This window comes from Parabacteroides sp. AF39-10AC, from assembly GCF_003635405.1.
Lineage (GTDB): Bacteria > Bacteroidota > Bacteroidia > Bacteroidales > Tannerellaceae > Parabacteroides > Parabacteroides distasonis.
Genome location: NZ_QTLP01000028.1, coordinates 28,376 through 45,151, shown reverse-complemented (window position 1 = coordinate 45,151; position 16,776 = coordinate 28,376). Strand labels below are relative to the sequence as shown.

Genomic DNA, 16,776 nt, shown 5'->3' with positions numbered 1-16,776 from the left:
AATGAGATGAGATCTGTTTTTATATTGTTGGTGGCGGTCGTTATGACCGCCTGCCAATCTTCGAGGAAAGAGCTGAAGGTGCTTCAATTCAATATTTGGCAAGAAGGGACCTCAGTGGAGAATGGCTATTGGGGGATAGTGGACAATATCGTTGAATTGAGTCCGGACTTGATTACTTTTAGTGAGGTCCGTAATTACAATGGCATCTCTTTTATTTCTCGTTTGGTGACGGATTTGGAAAAAAGGGGGATGAGGTATTATGGAAAGGAAAGTGTGAGTACGGGGATTTTGTCAAAATATGAGATTCAGTCGCAAGAAGTGGTTTTTCCCTTGAAAAACGATCGTGGATCAGTGATTAAGGCAATGTTTCAAATTGAAGGTGAAGAGATTGTCCTCTATTCCGCCCACTTGGATTGGATGAATTGTTCATATTACTTACCGAGGGGATATGATGGTTGTACTTGGAAGAAGATGAAACAGCCTGTGGTTGACGTTGATTCCATATTGGCGGATAACAAGGCTTCTTTTCGGGATGATGAGGTGCGGGCGATTGTTGAGGATGCGCGGAAAGAACGAGAACATGGGCGAATTGTTATGATTGGTGGCGATTTTAACGAACCTTCCCACTTGGATTGGCAAGCCGATACGAAAGATATTCGTGAACATCGAGGAATGGTTGTAAATTGGGATTGTTCTAAGATATTGATAGAGGATGGCTATAAAGATACTTTCCGAGAGATTTATCCGAATCCGGTTATTTATCCAGGATTTACATTTCCAACAAATAATATTGAGGTTGATTTAAAGAAGTTGACTTGGGCTCCGGAAGCAGACGATCGGGAGAGGATTGATTTTATTTATTATTATCCGAATAAAGCTGTCGCGCTAAAGGACGTTCGTATCGTTGGAGCAGAAGGGGCTGTCTTATATGGTGAGCGCATAGAGAGAGACAAAGATAGCCAAGATTCTTTTATTGCTCCAGCTGGCACATGGCCTAGCGATCATAAAGCCTTGTTGGCTACGTTTGTATTAAAATAATATTTATCAGAATATCCCTCCTTGAAGGCTATGCGGCAGATCTTCTTCAGGATAGCCAGGTAATGGCGCACTGTCTGGACACCCAGGCCTTTCTCTATCACGACAAACTCCTGAAATTCAAGGATGAACTGCTCGTTGAGCTGGCAGAAAGCAAGGTCGGATACCTTGAACCTACTGCTGACGAAATCAGCGAGACGGTTGCGGGTGTAAAGGAAGTTGGGCAAGGTGCGGTGAGACACGTCAATGCCCACACGTGCCCTGACTTCCTCGATATGCCTGTCAAAGAGTTTGAGCAAGGTCATCTGTGTGTCCTTGCTGCCTTGAAAGGCTTCCTTGACTGCCGTCGCATCAAAATCAATCTTTCGTTCCAAAAGGGAATCGAAAGCGGAATTCACCGCTAACAGCAACTTATCGATTTTCGCGTTGACTTCCACCGCCTCCCTACTCTTGCCGTTCAGACGGCTTTCGCGGGGATTCCACAGCCCGGGAGTGCAGGAGAGCTTGCAGCTGAACTGCTCCATCGTACGGTTCACGGTGATGCGTCCCATTATCGGGGCCTTGCCCGACTTGTCTAGTCCGCTCTTTTTGAGGTAGAGCAGAACCTTGAATTTTTCTACTTTCATAACGCTCTTTTTTAGGTTGTAAAAATACTCCTTTGAAAAGCGTCCTTTGGCGTGCAAAACATTGATAAACAGTGAATACAAATCCGCTTTGTTCTTATCGGTAAAAATTCGGTTATCTGCCGTCGTTTCCGAAACAGGCGGCTAACAGTCTGGTAACTGAAACGTCGCAATATTTTGTTTTCTTTTGCAGGTCAGGCTATTCTGCAATTCTTGCGAAACGACTAATTATAAACGATTTACGTTTAATTATCGTCATTCTGTTTTTTATTGCATTTCTAAATATTACTTACGTGGCTAATCATCATCTAATTCATTACATCTTGATTTCCGACCTCATAACTAAACAAGATCCGAAAGAATTCCTTTGGTTGAGAAATATCTCATATTTTTCATCTGGCAAATATTAATAAACCCTTACGCTTTTCCAATTAGACAATCTCGCCGGGGAAAAGAGAGAAGAGCAACAACGGGGACTCTGATTCAAACATAGAGTTCCGAAACAACTGACATCATAGCCACAGTTATAATTTAACCGATATACTTTATTGCATGATTCGGATATTTGACCCCAAGGATCATGCTGTCTGTCCATAACGGTATTCACTTTGCAATTTTAACGAGGACGATATGAGATCTCAGCTTAACCCGTTTGACATCATCATTGGGGAAGGCTAAGTGTTGGAGGATTTAAAAATGATCCTCTTTTCTATTTTAAGATTACTTTAAATAAAATTTTACAGGATGTAAAATTATCAGATACACTCACTTGCCTGTTTACGCAAAATATTGTATTTCAGAGAATAAGAATCTTATGATGACTAAATATAAAAAAGGAAAATGTAATGTCGCTTTTAACCGGAAAGAAAGTACTTTACTCATTGGATAGGGGAGACGTGAAATCAGCCCCCCTTCGTTCATAGCCGGTTTTGAGATATTTATGTGACAGAAAACACTTGCTTTTATCGCTGGCTAAATGTATATTTGCAGCGTTAAAATCGTTCTTTGATTAATGCAAAAGAAAACTGAATATAGTAATTCGCTCGTTTCTAAATCGTTACCTATAAATAGAATATTATATCATAAATAGCTGTTTATCAGCTGGATATAAATTTTATTATGTTTCCCTTGTGGAATGTGATGTGTTTCGTTATGCCAGCCGACTCAATCCGGTCTTTGAGATAGAAAGGAAGTAAGGCTTGCGTAAGCCCCTTGAACACTTGTCCGGTGGAACGCTCGCCGCACAAAGCAAGTGCCTCATCCGACAATGGCAGAACAGCTTCCGTCCGGGTTTTCTTGGTTACGATGTGCATACACCAGCCTCCATCCGCTCCCTTGATGATATTCTCCCATTGCAAGCGGATAATGTCACTAATGCGTAATCCCGTAAGGCAGGAGAAAAGTGCCGCTGTCCTTATGACGGGCTTCTCGCAGGGCGTGTCCGCAAGCTTTTTCACCTCGTCCAGTGTCAGGAACTCATGCCTTGTGCTGGCTTCTTTGGCGTGTTTCAGCCGTGGTGCGATGTTCTCCTTGATGCGCCTTTCCTTGTAGGCTTGGCCCAGAACGCATTTCAGCTTGTTCAGGTTATTGTTTGCGGTGGAAGTCATCATTTTATAGTCGTTGTGCGTGATGAGTGAAAGCATATAGGTAAGGAAGCCTTGACAGTAGTCCAGTGTCAAATCATCAAAGGCGCAACTGCCGCCGCAATACTTTTCAAAATGCTTGTAGGCGACATTCCAATTCCTGAAATTGTCATCATCTGCCATTTTGGAGCGGAAGTATTCCAAAAAGCTCTCTTTACCCCTATTGCGGTCAAGAAAGCCAAATTCCTCGTTGAGGATAGCTTCGGTTCTCCTGCACTTGATAAGCTCCGCATTGCGTAGCATGGCCTTGTTGAACTCCGTTTCAAATTTCTCTGTCGGGTTGGCATAAATGTATATGCCGAGATATTCCCTTCTTGTCGGTCTGCCTGTTTTCGGGTGTCTGATAGGTGGATAAAAATCCAGATATAGCGACAACTGACTGTTTTTGATAGGTCGCTTTCTGACTGTTACTTTGGTGCAAATGTCTGTCATATCGATTATATGTTTTTGGTGTTATAAACGCTTTATTGTTCCCGTTTGGCTTTCGTGCTCGCGCTGTTCCGTTCCGCGATCTTTCGGGCTGCGTCCCAATCGTCCTTCAGATAATACAGGCGGTTGCCATGTATGCGTTTTGTCCGTTTTTTCTCCATGTGGAAGTCATGGTTGTCAATAATTAAGAAATGTTCTAGCGGATATGAGTAATTAGGGATCATGATCTCTTAATAAAACATAAATACGGATTTTTTTGATCTGCTTCTTTAGGCATACTCCACTTTTTTTTCTCTTCATTATAAAATAGATATTTACGTCACATTCATTGGAAGGAACTATTAATATACGATCTCTATTTAAACAGATTGCGAATGATGACCCAAGGGCATTCCAACTGTTTTTCGATTATACCTATATGAAATTGTATAGATACACAAGCTATTTTCTGGTGGAGAAAGGTGTGTGTAAGGATGTGATTTCTGATGTTTATTTGTATTTGTGGCAAAATCGAAAGCAATTGCCAGAAATACAGAATTATGAGAACTATCTATTTATCTGTGCCCGGAATCATGCTCTTAAATATAAGAGTGAGAGCGATAAATACCAGAAAATACGGTTGGAAGACGCTGATTTAGGAGGTCTGTCTGAGAAATCAACACCGGAACAAGAGATCTTGGACAATGAGTTAAAGAAAATCATTGAGTTAGCGATCAACTCTTTGCCTGAGAAGTGTCGTTTAATTTTCTTCATGGTGAGAGAAGAAAATATGACCTACAAGGAAGTGGCTCAGATCCTTTCGATATCGGATCGGACGGTACACGCGCAGATGTGCATAGCGATAAGGAAAATTGGAATAGTCATACAGGAGTATCGCGCAGGTAAAAAAATTAAATGAAATATGAAGGTTAAGGTTGAAAAAGAATGGCAAAAACTAATAAGTCTATTAAACCGGGAAAACGATGATCTTCCATCTGATGCGCTAGATGTGCTGGATGAGAAGAAAAAAGAGATTTTCAGGATCATAGATCATATCTCGCTTGACTGTGATTATGGGCATGCCTCGGAAATAAAAGAAGGTGTGCGGGAGGAGCTATATCATAAGATGTTTAAGGATAAGGGAGATAAACAGGGTCCCATAAAAAATATATATCTGTTTTTGTCCATAGCGGCCAGTATCACTTTACTAATAGGCTTTTTTCTACTTGAATCGGTAAAACCTTGGTCTTCGGTAAAAGAGGAATGGATTGTTTTTAATTCTCAAAATGGCGTATCTGAAGTGGTATTGCCCGATAGTTCCGTGGTTATCCTTAATCATGGGAGCAGGCTTTCTTATTCTACGGATTATAATAAAAGTTCCCGTGACGTGAGACTGGAAGGAGAAGCATGTTTTCAGGTTGCACGTAATGAACATGTCCCGTTTATTGTCAAAACGAGGCAAATAGATGTCAAGGTGTTGGGGACTGTTTTTAATGTATCAGCTTATGGTGAGGAAGGAGAGGTAGCGACAAGCTTGATATCCGGATCTGTCGAGATAAAGAATAATATGGATAATAAACATTATCATCTTACGCCTAATACTTCTGCTGTATATGATAAGAGCACGAAAGAGATTCATTTAGAGACATTTGAAAGGGAATATGCCATAGGATGGACTGAGGGGAAATTGTTTTTTAAGAAGAAATCGTTCGGCAATATTTGTAAGAGTCTGGAAAGAAAATTCAATTGTAAGATCACGATTGAGAAGGCAGGTTTGGAACATAAGGTATTTACCGGTAAGTTTATTAATAATGAAACGCTTCCGCAAATTTTCAATATAATACGGATTAATGTACCTTTTCGATATACGATAGTTGATAATCAAGTAACAATTTATTAAAAATACGATTCAATGAATAGCGTGAAAACACATTCTTTATTTTTTCTATTATTTTGTTGGGTGGTTTGTCATTCCGTGGTCGCTCAAAAAAGACAAGTTGCTGATGGGTATCCGATCGCCAATTTTGCGTTAACCGTGAATGCGTCAGCATCCGGGGATTTTTTCGGACAGATTATGCAGAACCCCGGTACGTTAGGAGATTGGTTAACTAACAGGGGGGCTGTAATGTTCTCGATCGAGAAAGATGGTAGACGACAGTTATTTTCTGAATTTTCTAAAAAGCGTATCATAAGGGAATTTCCGTTTGTAAGGAATGACTATAAAGGATCGCCCCTCACAAAAGTGACTTTTACTACAGAGGCTTTTTGCCCATTGGGGGTTAATGATGCTGAAATTTCTGCTCTCCCTGTTTTGATGTTAGAGATTTGTTGCTCTAATCCGACTTCTAAAGAAGAGCATTTTACGTTGGTCGCTCAGCCGGACGAGAATTTAGCGGAAGATATGATCTCCTGCGAGAATGATGGATATACGGGTATTAGCAATAAACATAATTGCCAAATTACGACAGATCAAACGGAAAGCGCGTGGGCTGGACAAAGGCTTTCTATCCCAGTATCCTTGCGTGCGGGTGAAAAGAAGAAAGTCAAGATCTTATTTGCTTTTCGGGATGAGAATTGGATCAGCGGTATTAATTTTTGGACACTTGATGAGCTTTCATCCTATGCGTATAAGATGTGGCCGACTTTTAGAGAGAAGACTACCGCTTTTGCCTTGGCGATCCCCGAAACGGGGGATAAGGAATTGGATACTTATATGCGATGGTATATGATTCCGGGCGTATCGCTTACGAAATGGACAAAAAAAGGGGAACTTCTTACGATGGGGTATTGCGAGTTGAACCAGCGCGACAGCTATTGGACTAGCTGGCTGCATTTGGTGTTTTATAAAGATTTAGAGAGAAAGATGATTGAGGAGAGTATCGAGTGGCAACAACCATCCGGAAAGATCCCGACTACGATCCTTCCTCTGATTGAGCGGGAGGATGATTTGGATATCAATGCTTTCTTTATTTTACGTGCTGCCAGATTTTATCGGTATTATCATAATAAACAAGACTTGGTCAAATATTGGCCGGCTATGAAAAATGCCATGAACTGGTTGATCTCCAGAGATACGGAAAAGATCGGGCTTCCGGCACAGATCTCTTTTTGGGGAGATTGGAAAGATGTGAAGGGGATCGAGGGAAGAAAATATTCTCCTTTTACCTGTTTGATTTATTTATCCGCCTTAAAGGAAATGGTTTATTTGGCGGAAGAATGTGGAGATTTAGCGGGAGGTAACAATTATCGGGTCGCCTATCAAAAAGGATATGAGACGGTGAATAAGGATGTGAAAGAAGGTGGCTTGTGGAATGGAAACTATTATTGCCAGATATGGAAAGATGGGAGCGTAAATGATAGGATTTTACAGGATCAAACGATCGGTATCTTATTCGATGTTGTTCCCCGGGAACGAGCCTTGAGAATCATAGAGACATTAAATACGAAAAGTATGACACCTTACGGGGTCGCCGAGACCTTTCCTTATTATGATGATAGTTTTGGTTATCCTTCGGCTACTTATCACAATGGAGGTGTATGGCCGTGGGTAAGTTTTATGGATTGTTGGGCACGCATTAATATGGGACGGCAAGAGGAAGCTATAGACATTATTAAGAAAGTAGGGCGTGCGGATTTAGTGAATTCGGGGGATTGGTCGCCCAATGAGCATATAAATAGCCTGACTGGAGAGAATTTAGGCTTTCATATCCAAGGTTGGAATGCGGGTTTGTTTGGCTTGGTTTATTTTGGCTTGGTTAATACGGGTATTATGTACTGATTTTTTGAATTTTCTTTTAGGCGTATCGAATCCTTTTGGTCTCTTTACTATGAATGGAGATAACAATATTCTGAGTGACCTTAAATAGAAAGATCCGGATCTAATATTAAATAAGTCAAAGAGAGGAATGGGATTATCAAAACATAAATTAATAAATTTAAATCATTACAATGAAAAAACATTTTTTCAAGGTGTTCATGCTAAGTCTGGGGTTAACCGGGGCAACGTCGATGTTCGCCGCTAGTTATATGGATACGGCAGCGATCAACCTCAATTTACGAAACGTGACGATTGAGCAGGCGTTTAAAGCGATTGAGGAGCAAAGTGAATTTTCTTTCTTCTACAATGAGGAGGAAGTTAACTCGGATCAAAGGATTAGTATCCATGTTAAGGATAAGGGAATTACGGAGGTATTAAGCCAATTATTGAATCGTAATGATATCGCTTATAAGATAACGGACCGGCATATCGTTCTTTATCGAAAGACGAATAAGGCAGAAACAAACCAGTCTGTCCGGACTTCACAAAAACATATTACGGTCAAAGGTGTCGTGACCGATGAGAATGGCTTGCCGATCATCGGGGTTACTATCATTACCGCCTCCAAAAATGGTACGACCACCGATATGGATGGTAATTATACATTAGAGGCAACCGAGGGAGAACTGATAACATTTTCCTATATCGGATACTCAGAGCAACAAGTGGCAGCTAAATCTCAGCTGAATATCCAATTGAAACCGACTTCCATCGGCTTGGATGAGGTAACGGTTGTCGCTATCGGTTATGGTGTTTCTCGTAAATCGGATCTAACAGGCTCTATCGCCTCTGTTTCGGCCAAGGATTTTAAGCAAGGCGTGATTTCCTCCGCGGAGCAGTTGTTGCAAGGTAAGGTAGCCGGTCTGGTAGTCTCACAAGGTGGCGGTGATCCCACGAAAAGCTCTTCCATGCGTTTACGTGGGGGTACCTCTTTGTCTGCCAGTAATGCGCCACTGGTCGTGGTGGATGGCATTCCCGGCGTTGATCTCAGTACGGTCCAACCCAATGAGATCCTGTCTATGGATGTACTGAAAGATGCCTCGGCTACGGCCATTTATGGTTCACGCGGAGCGAATGGCGTGATTATCGTTACGACCAACCGAGAGAAAAAAGGGTGTAGTATCGAGTACAATGGATATGTAGCGATAGGAAAGAGCGCTAATAATTTGGACGTATTGACAGCCGGAGAATGGCGTCAATACGTAAATGACCATAATTTGACCGATGCCGTAGATTATGGAGCCGATACTGATTGGCAAAAAGCGATCCAACGAACCGCTATTTCCCATTCCCATACGCTTTCGTTCTCTTCCGGAGGGGAGGATAATGGGCTACGTGCGTCCGTGAATTATCTAAGGAATGAGGGAATTGTCAAATTTAGCGATTTAGACCGTATGAGCGCTAGTTTGACCGCTTATCAATATGGACTTAATGACCGGTTGAAAGTTGAGTTGAGTTTACAGGCGAACGCGGATAAACGGCATAATGTAGATAACGCGATCTATAGTACGATCTATAATATGAACCCTACGGCTCCTATTTATGACGAGAATGGGAATTATTTGGAGCAGATCGGCGGACGATTGACTGAAAATAATCCGGTGGAGAGCCATACGGAACGAAATGATGAGACAACCCGTAAGCATTTACTCGGTTACGGTAAGGTAGAACTCTCTATTATTGACGGGCTTAAAGCGACCACCAATTTGTCTTATGAGTATAACTCAAATCAAGATTATTACTACCGTCCGTCTTATGTTTATAAAGTTACAGATGGCGGGTACGCTAAGAGATATAACGAGGAATATACGAATAAGCAGTTAGAGGTTTTCTTAAACTACGACAAGACATTCAATAAGATACATCGTGTAGGCGCTATGGTTGGTTATTCTTATCTGGATTATTCGTTTGAGACTCTGAAAGCCGAAAGACGAAAATTCGACACGGATGATTTTTTATGGAATAATCTGGGAGCGGGGCAGGATAACAGATTGGAGGACGTAGCATCTTCTAAGAGCCAAGCGAAATTGATCTCATTCTTTGCCCGTGCTAATTACACGTTTAAAGACCGATATATGCTTACGGCCACGATTCGTCGTGACGGTTCCTCACGTTTCGGAGCGAATCATAAATGGGGTACATTCCCGTCCGTATCGGCGGCTTGGCGTGTTTCGGAGGAAACTTTCATGGAAGGCTTACAGAGTTGGCTCGCTAATTTGAAGTTACGTGCCGGTTATGGTCTGACGGGGAATCAATCCGGGATCGGAGAGTATAAATCCGCTATGCTGATGGGCACGGGAGGAGGTGCTTATTTTGATAGCGAGAGCAATTCTTGGAAACAATCATATGGGGTTACCCAGAATCCGAACCCTGACTTGAAATGGGAATCTACCGCCCAAACGAATGTGGGTGTCGATATGTTCTTGTTCAATCGCTTAAACTTAACGTTCGATTGGTATTTGAAAAAGACTAGTGATTTATTATATACGTATCAAGTTCCTAATCCTCCTTATTTGTATTCCAATATCTTAGCGAATGTAGGTGATTTGACCAACAAGGGCGTAGAGTTGACCTTGGGAGCAAACCTTATCAATCATAAGGATTTCACTTGGGACGCTAACTTGACGTTGGCCCATAACAAACAGACAGTCGATAAGTTGTCCAACCAAGTTTATCAAACCGATCGAGTGTTAAGTGGATCGTTACAAGGTATTTTGGGAATGTCTAATCGTTATTCGCAGGTTATCGAGGAAGGTTATCCGGTGGGAACTTTTTATGGGCCTCATTGCGAGGGTATCGTAGATGGCAAATTCGTGTTGGCAAATGATGGAGAAGACGAGATCTTGGGTAACGCCCAGCCAAAACTGACGATGGGCTTATCATTTAATTTTACGTATAAGGATTTTGATCTAGGTATCTCCGGTTATGGTATGTATGGCCAGAAGGTACTGAATGTAGCGGGCATGGAAAGAGGTTATACGGCCCATATGCCAAATTATAATATCACTACCGCTTTCGCTGAAAGCGGTATCTCAAATGAGAATATGCCGGTTTACTCTGATTACTGGTTGGAAAATGGTTCGTTCTTCCGTTTGCAAAGTGTAACCTTGGGTTATACGCTTCCTGCTCGTCTCCTGAAGAATTTTGGGGTTAACCGTTTACGTTTCTATGCTACAGGAGAGAATTTGTTTGTATTAACTGGCTATACGGGGATAGATCCGGAAGTTGGTACTTCAGATTTAAAGGAAGTAGGACTGGATAAAGGTAATATTTATCCGATGCCGAGGACATTTTCCATAGGTCTTAATCTTTCATTCTAATCATTTATAAAAAACAAGGGAATTATGAGAATACAATCAATATTAGCGGCTGGGTTACTTATGATGTTTGGGGCGTGCACCGATTTGTCCGAGACTTTGTATGATAAGATAGATGCGAACGAATACGGGCAAACGGACTCGGAAATCGCCTCCATCATGGGACGTGCGTACGCTTCCCTTCGTGGAGGTAGCTTTGATGGCGCGAATGGATACGCTTTTAGTGAGTATGTTTATTTTATTTCGGCGATTAGCTCGGATGAGGCGGTACTTCCGGCTCGGAATGGGGGTGCCGATTGGTACGATGGCGGAAGGTATGTCCAGTTGAAACGTCATGAGTGGGATAACCAGAACGTGGCTATCACAGGGGCATGGAGATATTGTTATAATGGAATCTCGACGGTTAATGCCATTATCTCACAAATAGAAGGGTCTTCTTTAAAGGATGAGCAGAAAAATAAGATGTTTGCTGAACTACGGGCTATACGTGCTTATTACTATTACCGCTTGATCGATTGGTTCGGAAATGTACCGTTGATTACGGACTATAAGGATCTGACATTACCGACAAACTCGACGCGGGCTGAGATCTTTGATTTTACGGAAAAAGAGTTATTAGCTATTATTGACCAATTGCCTGAATCCGGCTATGGCAAGATGACTAAGAACGCAGGGTATTGTTTATTAGCTCGTCTATATTTGAATGCCGAGGTATTTTCTGGAAAATCCCGTTGGGAGGATTGCCTTAAGGCTTGTCAGCAAATATCCGGTTCATTGGAAACGAATTATTTTACTAATTTCTTGACAGAGAATGAGGTTTCCAAGGAAATCTTATTAGCTATACCCTATGACCATAAGATGGCTACGACCGGGAATTTCTTGAATTGGGCCTTAACGCATAATGAGCAAAGATGGGCGATCTCATCGACCGGAACTTTTTATGGAGGGGGTAATAGTATTGTGGCTCAACCCGGATTATACCATAGCTTCGATGAGAAAGACGTACGCCGTAATACAATGTTGATCGGTGATCAGATCGATCTTCGTACCGGGGAGGTTGTCGATCGAGATCCGAATCAGGAGGGACTTCAACCATTGAGTTTTACGGATGGAATTGGTGATATCATGGACGCAAAAGATTATGAGGGAGTGCATTGGTGTAAATATGAGCAAAAAGATGGTGAGGAGTGGGAACGTGATCATGATTTGGTCGTGATGCGTTATGCTGAGGTGTTATTGATGCAAGCGGAGTGTTATGTGCGCTTAAATCAGCCGGAGAAGGCCCGTCCTTTCTTAGAACAGATTCGTTCCCGTGCCGGCCTTACCGGAACCCCGGAAACAATAACCTTACAAACAATCGAGGAGGAGTTGAAAAAAGAGTTTGTTTTCGAGGATCATCGCCGTACGGATATGATACGCTTTGGGACTTTTTTTACAGGAACTTGGTGGGAGAAAAATAAAATAACCCCAGCCTATAGAGGGATATTCCCTATTCCGGCGTTAGAAATGCAGAAAAATAATAAATTGCGACAAAATCCGGGATATTGATTCATTTATAGCCTTAAAAGGCTATTTGCAAAAGAAGGTGTTTCAAAATACGCACCTTCTTTTTTGTGACAAAGCCCCCACTTTCACAAGTTGGGGCTTTGCTATTACCTAAAGATTTTGTATCTTTTACTTCTAATCTGATAAAGGTACATTTTCATTCTTATACTCCCAACCGAACGATGTTTTTTCTCCAGAAAAACGATCTAGTGAGTATGATTGACGCTTTGGTTGAAAGTCTGAATCTTGAGAATTTCAGAAAGTTATATAAGGAACGCAGTCACAGCCCTTACCATCCCAAAATGATGCTTAAGGTTATTCTGCATGCCCACATGAACAAGCGATTCAAGCGTTTCTTCATCCAAGAGAGCGTAGGCTTGGTAGGGGCTGAGGACCTAAAGATATTATACGATCCAGTAAATAGATAGCTATGAGCGCAGGAAAGAGACGGCGCAGGAATCTATGATGGAATACAGAGAGAAGCGGAAGTGTCTCCGATGATAGAAAAGAAGGAGGTGTGGCAAGCCGGTATATACCGGTGTTCGCCATACCTCCTGAAGATCTGAGGGTGTACCCAAAACGCAAAATGGCACACCCTCGCTTTGTGTTTAGTGCTTAGAAGTTCAGTTTATAGGATTGTTTACCTATCTGGATAACGTAAGAACCTTGCGGCATCGCTTCCGTGTACTCGCCGGCGGACAAGGACAGGGTCTTGTACACACGGCCATCGAAAGTAACGATATAGGCCGTATCGGCTACCGGTGTCTGGATAAACAGGCGACCGTTGACGTCCCATACACGCAATTCATCGGAGCCGATCGTCTCATTCGCTGTCGGATCGTCACCCTTCACGATACCGGTTACGGTTACTACCACGTTACTGCGGATGTTGGCGATCGTGTAGCGACCATTCGCGTCCGGCGTAAGTGTCGTACCGTTGGCTTTCACCACCATCTTGTCGGCGTTATAACCCGCTTTCACTTCCACGGTGAAGGAGAGGCTGCTACCCTCCGAAACGGTAGTGGAACCTGTGGCCGCAATCGTCGCGCCCTCTACTACCGGCAATGTCACGGTGTAAGTGACCGGGGTCGGGGTAGGATCCAGATCGGGTGTTGGATCAGGTATGCGGTTTCCGTCCGCCACAATCACTAGCGTGCCGGTGATCTGCTCCAGTGCGAACTTACCGGTAGAGCGATCGTACGTATAATCCGTTCTGGAAGCAAGTGCCGTACCGCCCATCGTCACGAAGATATCAGACGGACGCTCATAACCGGAGCTAGGCTTCAAAGTCAGCTCGATCTTCGTATCCTTGACTTGCGGTTCGAAGGAGACGGGATCGGAGGTGAGGTTGGTGAGGTTTAGCACTACCTCGAAGTAACCCTCTCGAACGCCTTTGGCCATGATAGATATCGGACCGCTCACGTTCGGGATCTCGATCTTGCCGGAAACACTATCATAAGAATACTCGCTGGCACTCAACAGGCGACCATTCATAATGACATTAATTGCGTATGGCCGCTGGTAACCGGAAACGACATTCAGCGTAGCGATGAAGGTCTCGCCTTCCACGATGTTCTCCGGAGCGTCGATTGTCAAGTTCTCCACATCTCCTTTAACGTTATGGACCTTATCCGCTATGACGGTGATCTCGATCGGACCTAATACCTTGGCGATAGAGATCTTGCCGTTCGCATACGAGAAGTCGGCGGCGGTCAGGTCTTTGCCGTTCATCTTCACGTTGACGCTCTTCGGCAGCTCATAGCCGGCAGTGGCTGTCAATTGGATATCCAGCTTAGCGCCATGGTTCACCTTCGTGCCCTCCTTGAAGTCGGAAGCCAGCTTCTCCAGCGTCAGCTTCACCTCGTAAGTCTTCAATACGGCTACGGCCGTTATCACCACCTCGCCGGTCACCTTGACGATGGAAACCTCGCCGGTAGCCTTGTTGTAGATGTAATCCGTAGCGGCGGCGAGGGTCTTATCGCCCACCTTCACCTTGATAGTCTCCGGTAGCTCATAGCCCTCGTCCGGCGTGATCTTGAATGATAGTGCGTTGCCATGCAGCACGTTCTTCGGCAGCTCTTCGGCAGCTCTTCGGCAGGTGTCGATACATTTGTATAAGCAGTCGTAACGCTATATGACTTTTGCGTGCCCTTGGCGGTGATGGTCAAGGTAGCGGAAAGAGGTGTCTTCAACGTGAAAGGAAGATCGTTCTCCGGCACGTACTCATAGTCTGCCGGGGTAGAAAGAAGCTTATCGCCCATTCTCACCTCGATCTTACCGTCATACTCATATCCTTCGGCGGCGGCAAAAGCGACTTCGAATACAGGTTTCGTATTGATGGTAAACGGTCCTACCTCGTTGGGAGTAGCGATAACACCCTCCAGATTGAATACGACTTGTATCTGATGATTGTCGTTCATAATAATATCTGGCACGTGATTCATATTCATCGGCATTTTCCCCGCAATTCTGTGCCTCATCTAATTTCTTTCCTGCTTCCTCTTTGTAAGTGTCGTATCCCTCATAATCCCCATAGCTAAACTCCGTCCCTGCTTGTTGTAACAAATAGCCAGCCTCTTCCTCCAATCCTTGAGCACGAATTTTATACTCGTGCGCTAAACGATGAAACCTCTCGGATCATCGTCATCAGTTTTTGGCTGGTATCGTTCTTTATCTGGCCTTGAAGACGGCACGGGATATTCCACTCCAGAACCACTGGAATCATTTATGTTATAATCAGACGAAAGTTCGCATTCCGATTCATTTTCAGGCTCTATAGCCGAATGGAAATACGAGTTCCAGCCTTTTATGTAAATTTTGTAGGTAATATATAGAATTAATTCCTAATCCTGCCCCTGTCCACCAATTATCGAAGAAAAGCCATGTGATAAAGGCTAAGAAGAAGGCAGGGAAAAGAAGTCTCAAAACTGTAATCCCTACAAGGAATACTAAACAGGCAATAATACCGGCGATCGCCAATCCCGCAAAAAGTCTTATCGCGCCCCATATCCAGTCCCTAAGTATAATTTTCCAATATTTGATAACAAATATACTAAATAAGTCATTTTTATATATTTTTTGGTTCACATGTAATATCTCTCTAAATTTAGACAACAAATATTTTTTTATCTCAATATGATTTTATTATTTTACGATTATTAGTGATGTATGGTTAACCGTTTTTTGTAAAGACTCTTACCATTGGTTCGTTATAATACGTTTGTATTATATCTCTCTTAGTTCTGCAATATGAATATTCCTTTATTAACGCCTAAATTGCATGTATCATGAAAAAATTATTATTTAAATGTTTGGCTTTAGCTGTTGTTTTCATTATGGTAGGTTGCTCGGATGAGTTATCTGTTCTGAGTAATTCAGAACGATCGTCTGTGGGGACTGTAGGACAAGAGGAAATATGTGTAGATCAGTCTAAAGCCTTGGAAGCATTCTCAGATCTGAAAGATTTTTATGGATTGAATACAAGGAGCTTGCAGGATGATAGCAAGTCTGTTTATTTTCCTGATTATTATGGTGGATCTTATCTAGACGGAAATGAACTTGTTGTATATATTAAAAGGGGAACAGAAAATTTACCATTAATATTAACAGAGAACCCCAATATAATATTGAAAGAATCTGATTTCTCTTTTAACTATTTATCTGGTGTTTTGAGCGACATGAATAAAATCTATTTATCTAGTGGGGCAAAACTTAATCCTGTTATTGAAAACATAGAAATGTTCGGTCTATCGGAAACAAATAACAGAATAGAGGTTTATCTTTATGATTGTAGTAACACTGCGATCTCGGATTTTAAGCATTATATGATGGATTCACCCGCGATATGTTTTATCCGGTCCCGATGTCAACAAGAAGACTTTGTGAATTTTATCGAAAGCTTAAAATCTTCAACTTTCAGAGCAAATTTTACCGTTAATCCTGGAAACTCAATAGGGGCATCACCAGATCCTGATTCAAATCTAGTTCCTAGTTCTTTTGGGTATAAGGCAACGTATAACAACAAAGTGGGATTTATAACCGCAGCTCATGTCGTGGCTTTAAATGACTACTTTTCAATTATATACGATACTAATAAATCAAATCCTATAGGAAGATGTCTTTATTCTAGCAGGTCAGGTAGTGTAGATGCAGCTTTTTGTGATCTATCCGAAGGTAACTGTACTATTACAAACAATATCAGTGGTAACACATCGCAAGTTTTATCTGGTAAATGTATAAGCACATATTTTATATCATAATCTTATCTTGTATCTCTTGCCAGTATACGAAAAAAGATGGTGTAATAGGATATACACCCAAAGATACCCTTATAGTTCCCTCGAACGTTGTGGATGAAAAAAATTGCGAATTACAAGTAGACTCCGTTT

General features: G+C 42.3%; 10 protein-coding genes and 4 pseudogenes. 9 read left to right on the top strand and 5 right to left on the bottom strand.

All coding sequences use genetic code 11. The features are described from left to right. The first annotated feature begins 6 nt into the window (after positions 1-6). Entirely contained in the window at positions 7-1,038 is a 1,032-nt protein-coding gene (locus DW033_RS20120) for an endonuclease/exonuclease/phosphatase family protein (protein WP_005864539.1), read from the top strand. Here DW033_RS20120 and DW033_RS20115 read toward each other — a convergent pair. Next, a pseudogene (locus DW033_RS20115) lies at positions 1,032-1,661 on the bottom strand (phage integrase SAM-like domain and Arm DNA-binding domain-containing protein); the annotation flags it as partial. The gene DW033_RS20120 and the pseudogene DW033_RS20115 sit on opposite strands and share 7 nt — an antisense overlap. Before the next feature lie 116 nt (positions 1,662-1,777). On the opposite strand from DW033_RS20115, the pseudogene DW033_RS25055 reads away from it, so the two are divergent. Next, a pseudogene (locus DW033_RS25055) lies at positions 1,778-1,963 on the top strand (integrase); the annotation flags it as partial. Positions 1,964-2,755: 792 nt separating this feature from the next. Here DW033_RS25055 and DW033_RS20110 read toward each other — a convergent pair. Next, positions 2,756-3,733 (bottom strand): site-specific integrase, encoded by a 978-nt coding sequence (locus DW033_RS20110; protein WP_233554269.1) that lies wholly within the window; start codon positions 3,731-3,733, stop codon positions 2,756-2,758. Positions 3,734-3,765: 32 nt separating this feature from the next. Beyond that, positions 3,766-3,879, bottom strand: a pseudogene (locus DW033_RS20105) (DNA-binding protein); the annotation flags it as partial. A 179-nt stretch (positions 3,880-4,058) separates the two neighbouring features. Between DW033_RS20105 and DW033_RS20100 the strand changes: the two are divergent. The 6 genes and pseudogenes from DW033_RS20100 to DW033_RS25355 form a co-directional block, all read left to right on the top strand. Next, entirely contained in the window at positions 4,059-4,628 is a 570-nt protein-coding gene (locus tag DW033_RS20100; RefSeq protein ID WP_122383080.1) for an RNA polymerase sigma-70 factor, read from the top strand. A 3-nt stretch (positions 4,629-4,631) separates the two neighbouring features. After that, a complete protein-coding gene (locus DW033_RS20095; RefSeq protein WP_122383079.1) occupies positions 4,632-5,609 on the top strand; it encodes a FecR family protein in 978 nt (325 codons plus the stop codon). A 12-nt stretch (positions 5,610-5,621) separates the two neighbouring features. Further along, positions 5,622-7,487: a GH116 family glycosyl hydrolase gene (locus tag DW033_RS20090; RefSeq protein WP_122383078.1), complete on the top strand. Its 1,866-nt coding sequence runs from the start codon at positions 5,622-5,624 to the stop codon at positions 7,485-7,487. A 170-nt stretch (positions 7,488-7,657) separates the two neighbouring features. After that, positions 7,658-10,846: a TonB-dependent receptor gene (locus tag DW033_RS20085; RefSeq protein ID WP_122383077.1), complete on the top strand. Its 3,189-nt coding sequence runs from the start codon at positions 7,658-7,660 to the stop codon at positions 10,844-10,846. A gap of 24 nt (positions 10,847-10,870) precedes the next feature. Next, positions 10,871-12,391: a RagB/SusD family nutrient uptake outer membrane protein gene (locus DW033_RS20080; protein WP_122383076.1), complete on the top strand. Its 1,521-nt coding sequence runs from the start codon at positions 10,871-10,873 to the stop codon at positions 12,389-12,391. A 137-nt stretch (positions 12,392-12,528) separates the two neighbouring features. Next, positions 12,529-12,726 (top strand): annotated as a pseudogene (locus DW033_RS25355) (IS1182 family transposase); the annotation flags it as partial. A 277-nt stretch (positions 12,727-13,003) separates the two neighbouring features. Here the strand turns inward: DW033_RS25355 and DW033_RS25045 are convergent. Together DW033_RS25045 and DW033_RS20065 are read right to left on the bottom strand one after the other, a co-directional pair. Continuing rightward, positions 13,004-14,452 (bottom strand): hypothetical protein, encoded by a 1,449-nt coding sequence (locus DW033_RS25045; RefSeq protein WP_233554265.1) that lies wholly within the window; start codon positions 14,450-14,452, stop codon positions 13,004-13,006. Continuing rightward, positions 14,377-14,868 (bottom strand): hypothetical protein, encoded by a 492-nt coding sequence (locus DW033_RS20065; RefSeq protein ID WP_147423687.1) that lies wholly within the window; start codon positions 14,866-14,868, stop codon positions 14,377-14,379. Before DW033_RS20065 ends, DW033_RS25045 begins: the two co-directional genes overlap by 76 nt. A gap of 807 nt (positions 14,869-15,675) precedes the next feature. Here DW033_RS20065 and DW033_RS20055 point away from each other — a divergent pair. Beyond that, complete coding sequence (locus DW033_RS20055) at positions 15,676-16,647, top strand: hypothetical protein (protein ID WP_147423686.1); 972 nt, start codon at positions 15,676-15,678, stop codon at positions 16,645-16,647. The last annotated feature ends 129 nt before the right edge of the window (positions 16,648-16,776 follow it).

Excerpts from the sequence above, each read along its gene's own strand:
- DW033_RS20120 (WP_005864539.1), top strand. The coding sequence starts at position 7 with ATGAGATCTGTTTTTATATTGTTGGTGGCGGTCGTTATGACCGCCTGC.
- DW033_RS20110 (WP_233554269.1), bottom strand. The coding sequence starts at position 3,733 with ATGACAGACATTTGCACCAAAGTAACAGTCAGAAAGCGACCTATCAAA.
- DW033_RS20095 (WP_122383079.1), top strand. The coding sequence starts at position 4,632 with ATGAAGGTTAAGGTTGAAAAAGAATGGCAAAAACTAATAAGTCTATTA.
- DW033_RS20090 (WP_122383078.1), top strand. The coding sequence starts at position 5,622 with ATGAATAGCGTGAAAACACATTCTTTATTTTTTCTATTATTTTGTTGG.
- DW033_RS20085 (WP_122383077.1), top strand. The coding sequence starts at position 7,658 with ATGAAAAAACATTTTTTCAAGGTGTTCATGCTAAGTCTGGGGTTAACC.
- DW033_RS20080 (WP_122383076.1), top strand. The coding sequence starts at position 10,871 with ATGAGAATACAATCAATATTAGCGGCTGGGTTACTTATGATGTTTGGG.
- DW033_RS20065 (WP_147423687.1), bottom strand. The coding sequence starts at position 14,868 with ATGAGGCACAGAATTGCGGGGAAAATGCCGATGAATATGAATCACGTG.
- DW033_RS20055 (WP_147423686.1), top strand. The coding sequence starts at position 15,676 with ATGAAAAAATTATTATTTAAATGTTTGGCTTTAGCTGTTGTTTTCATT.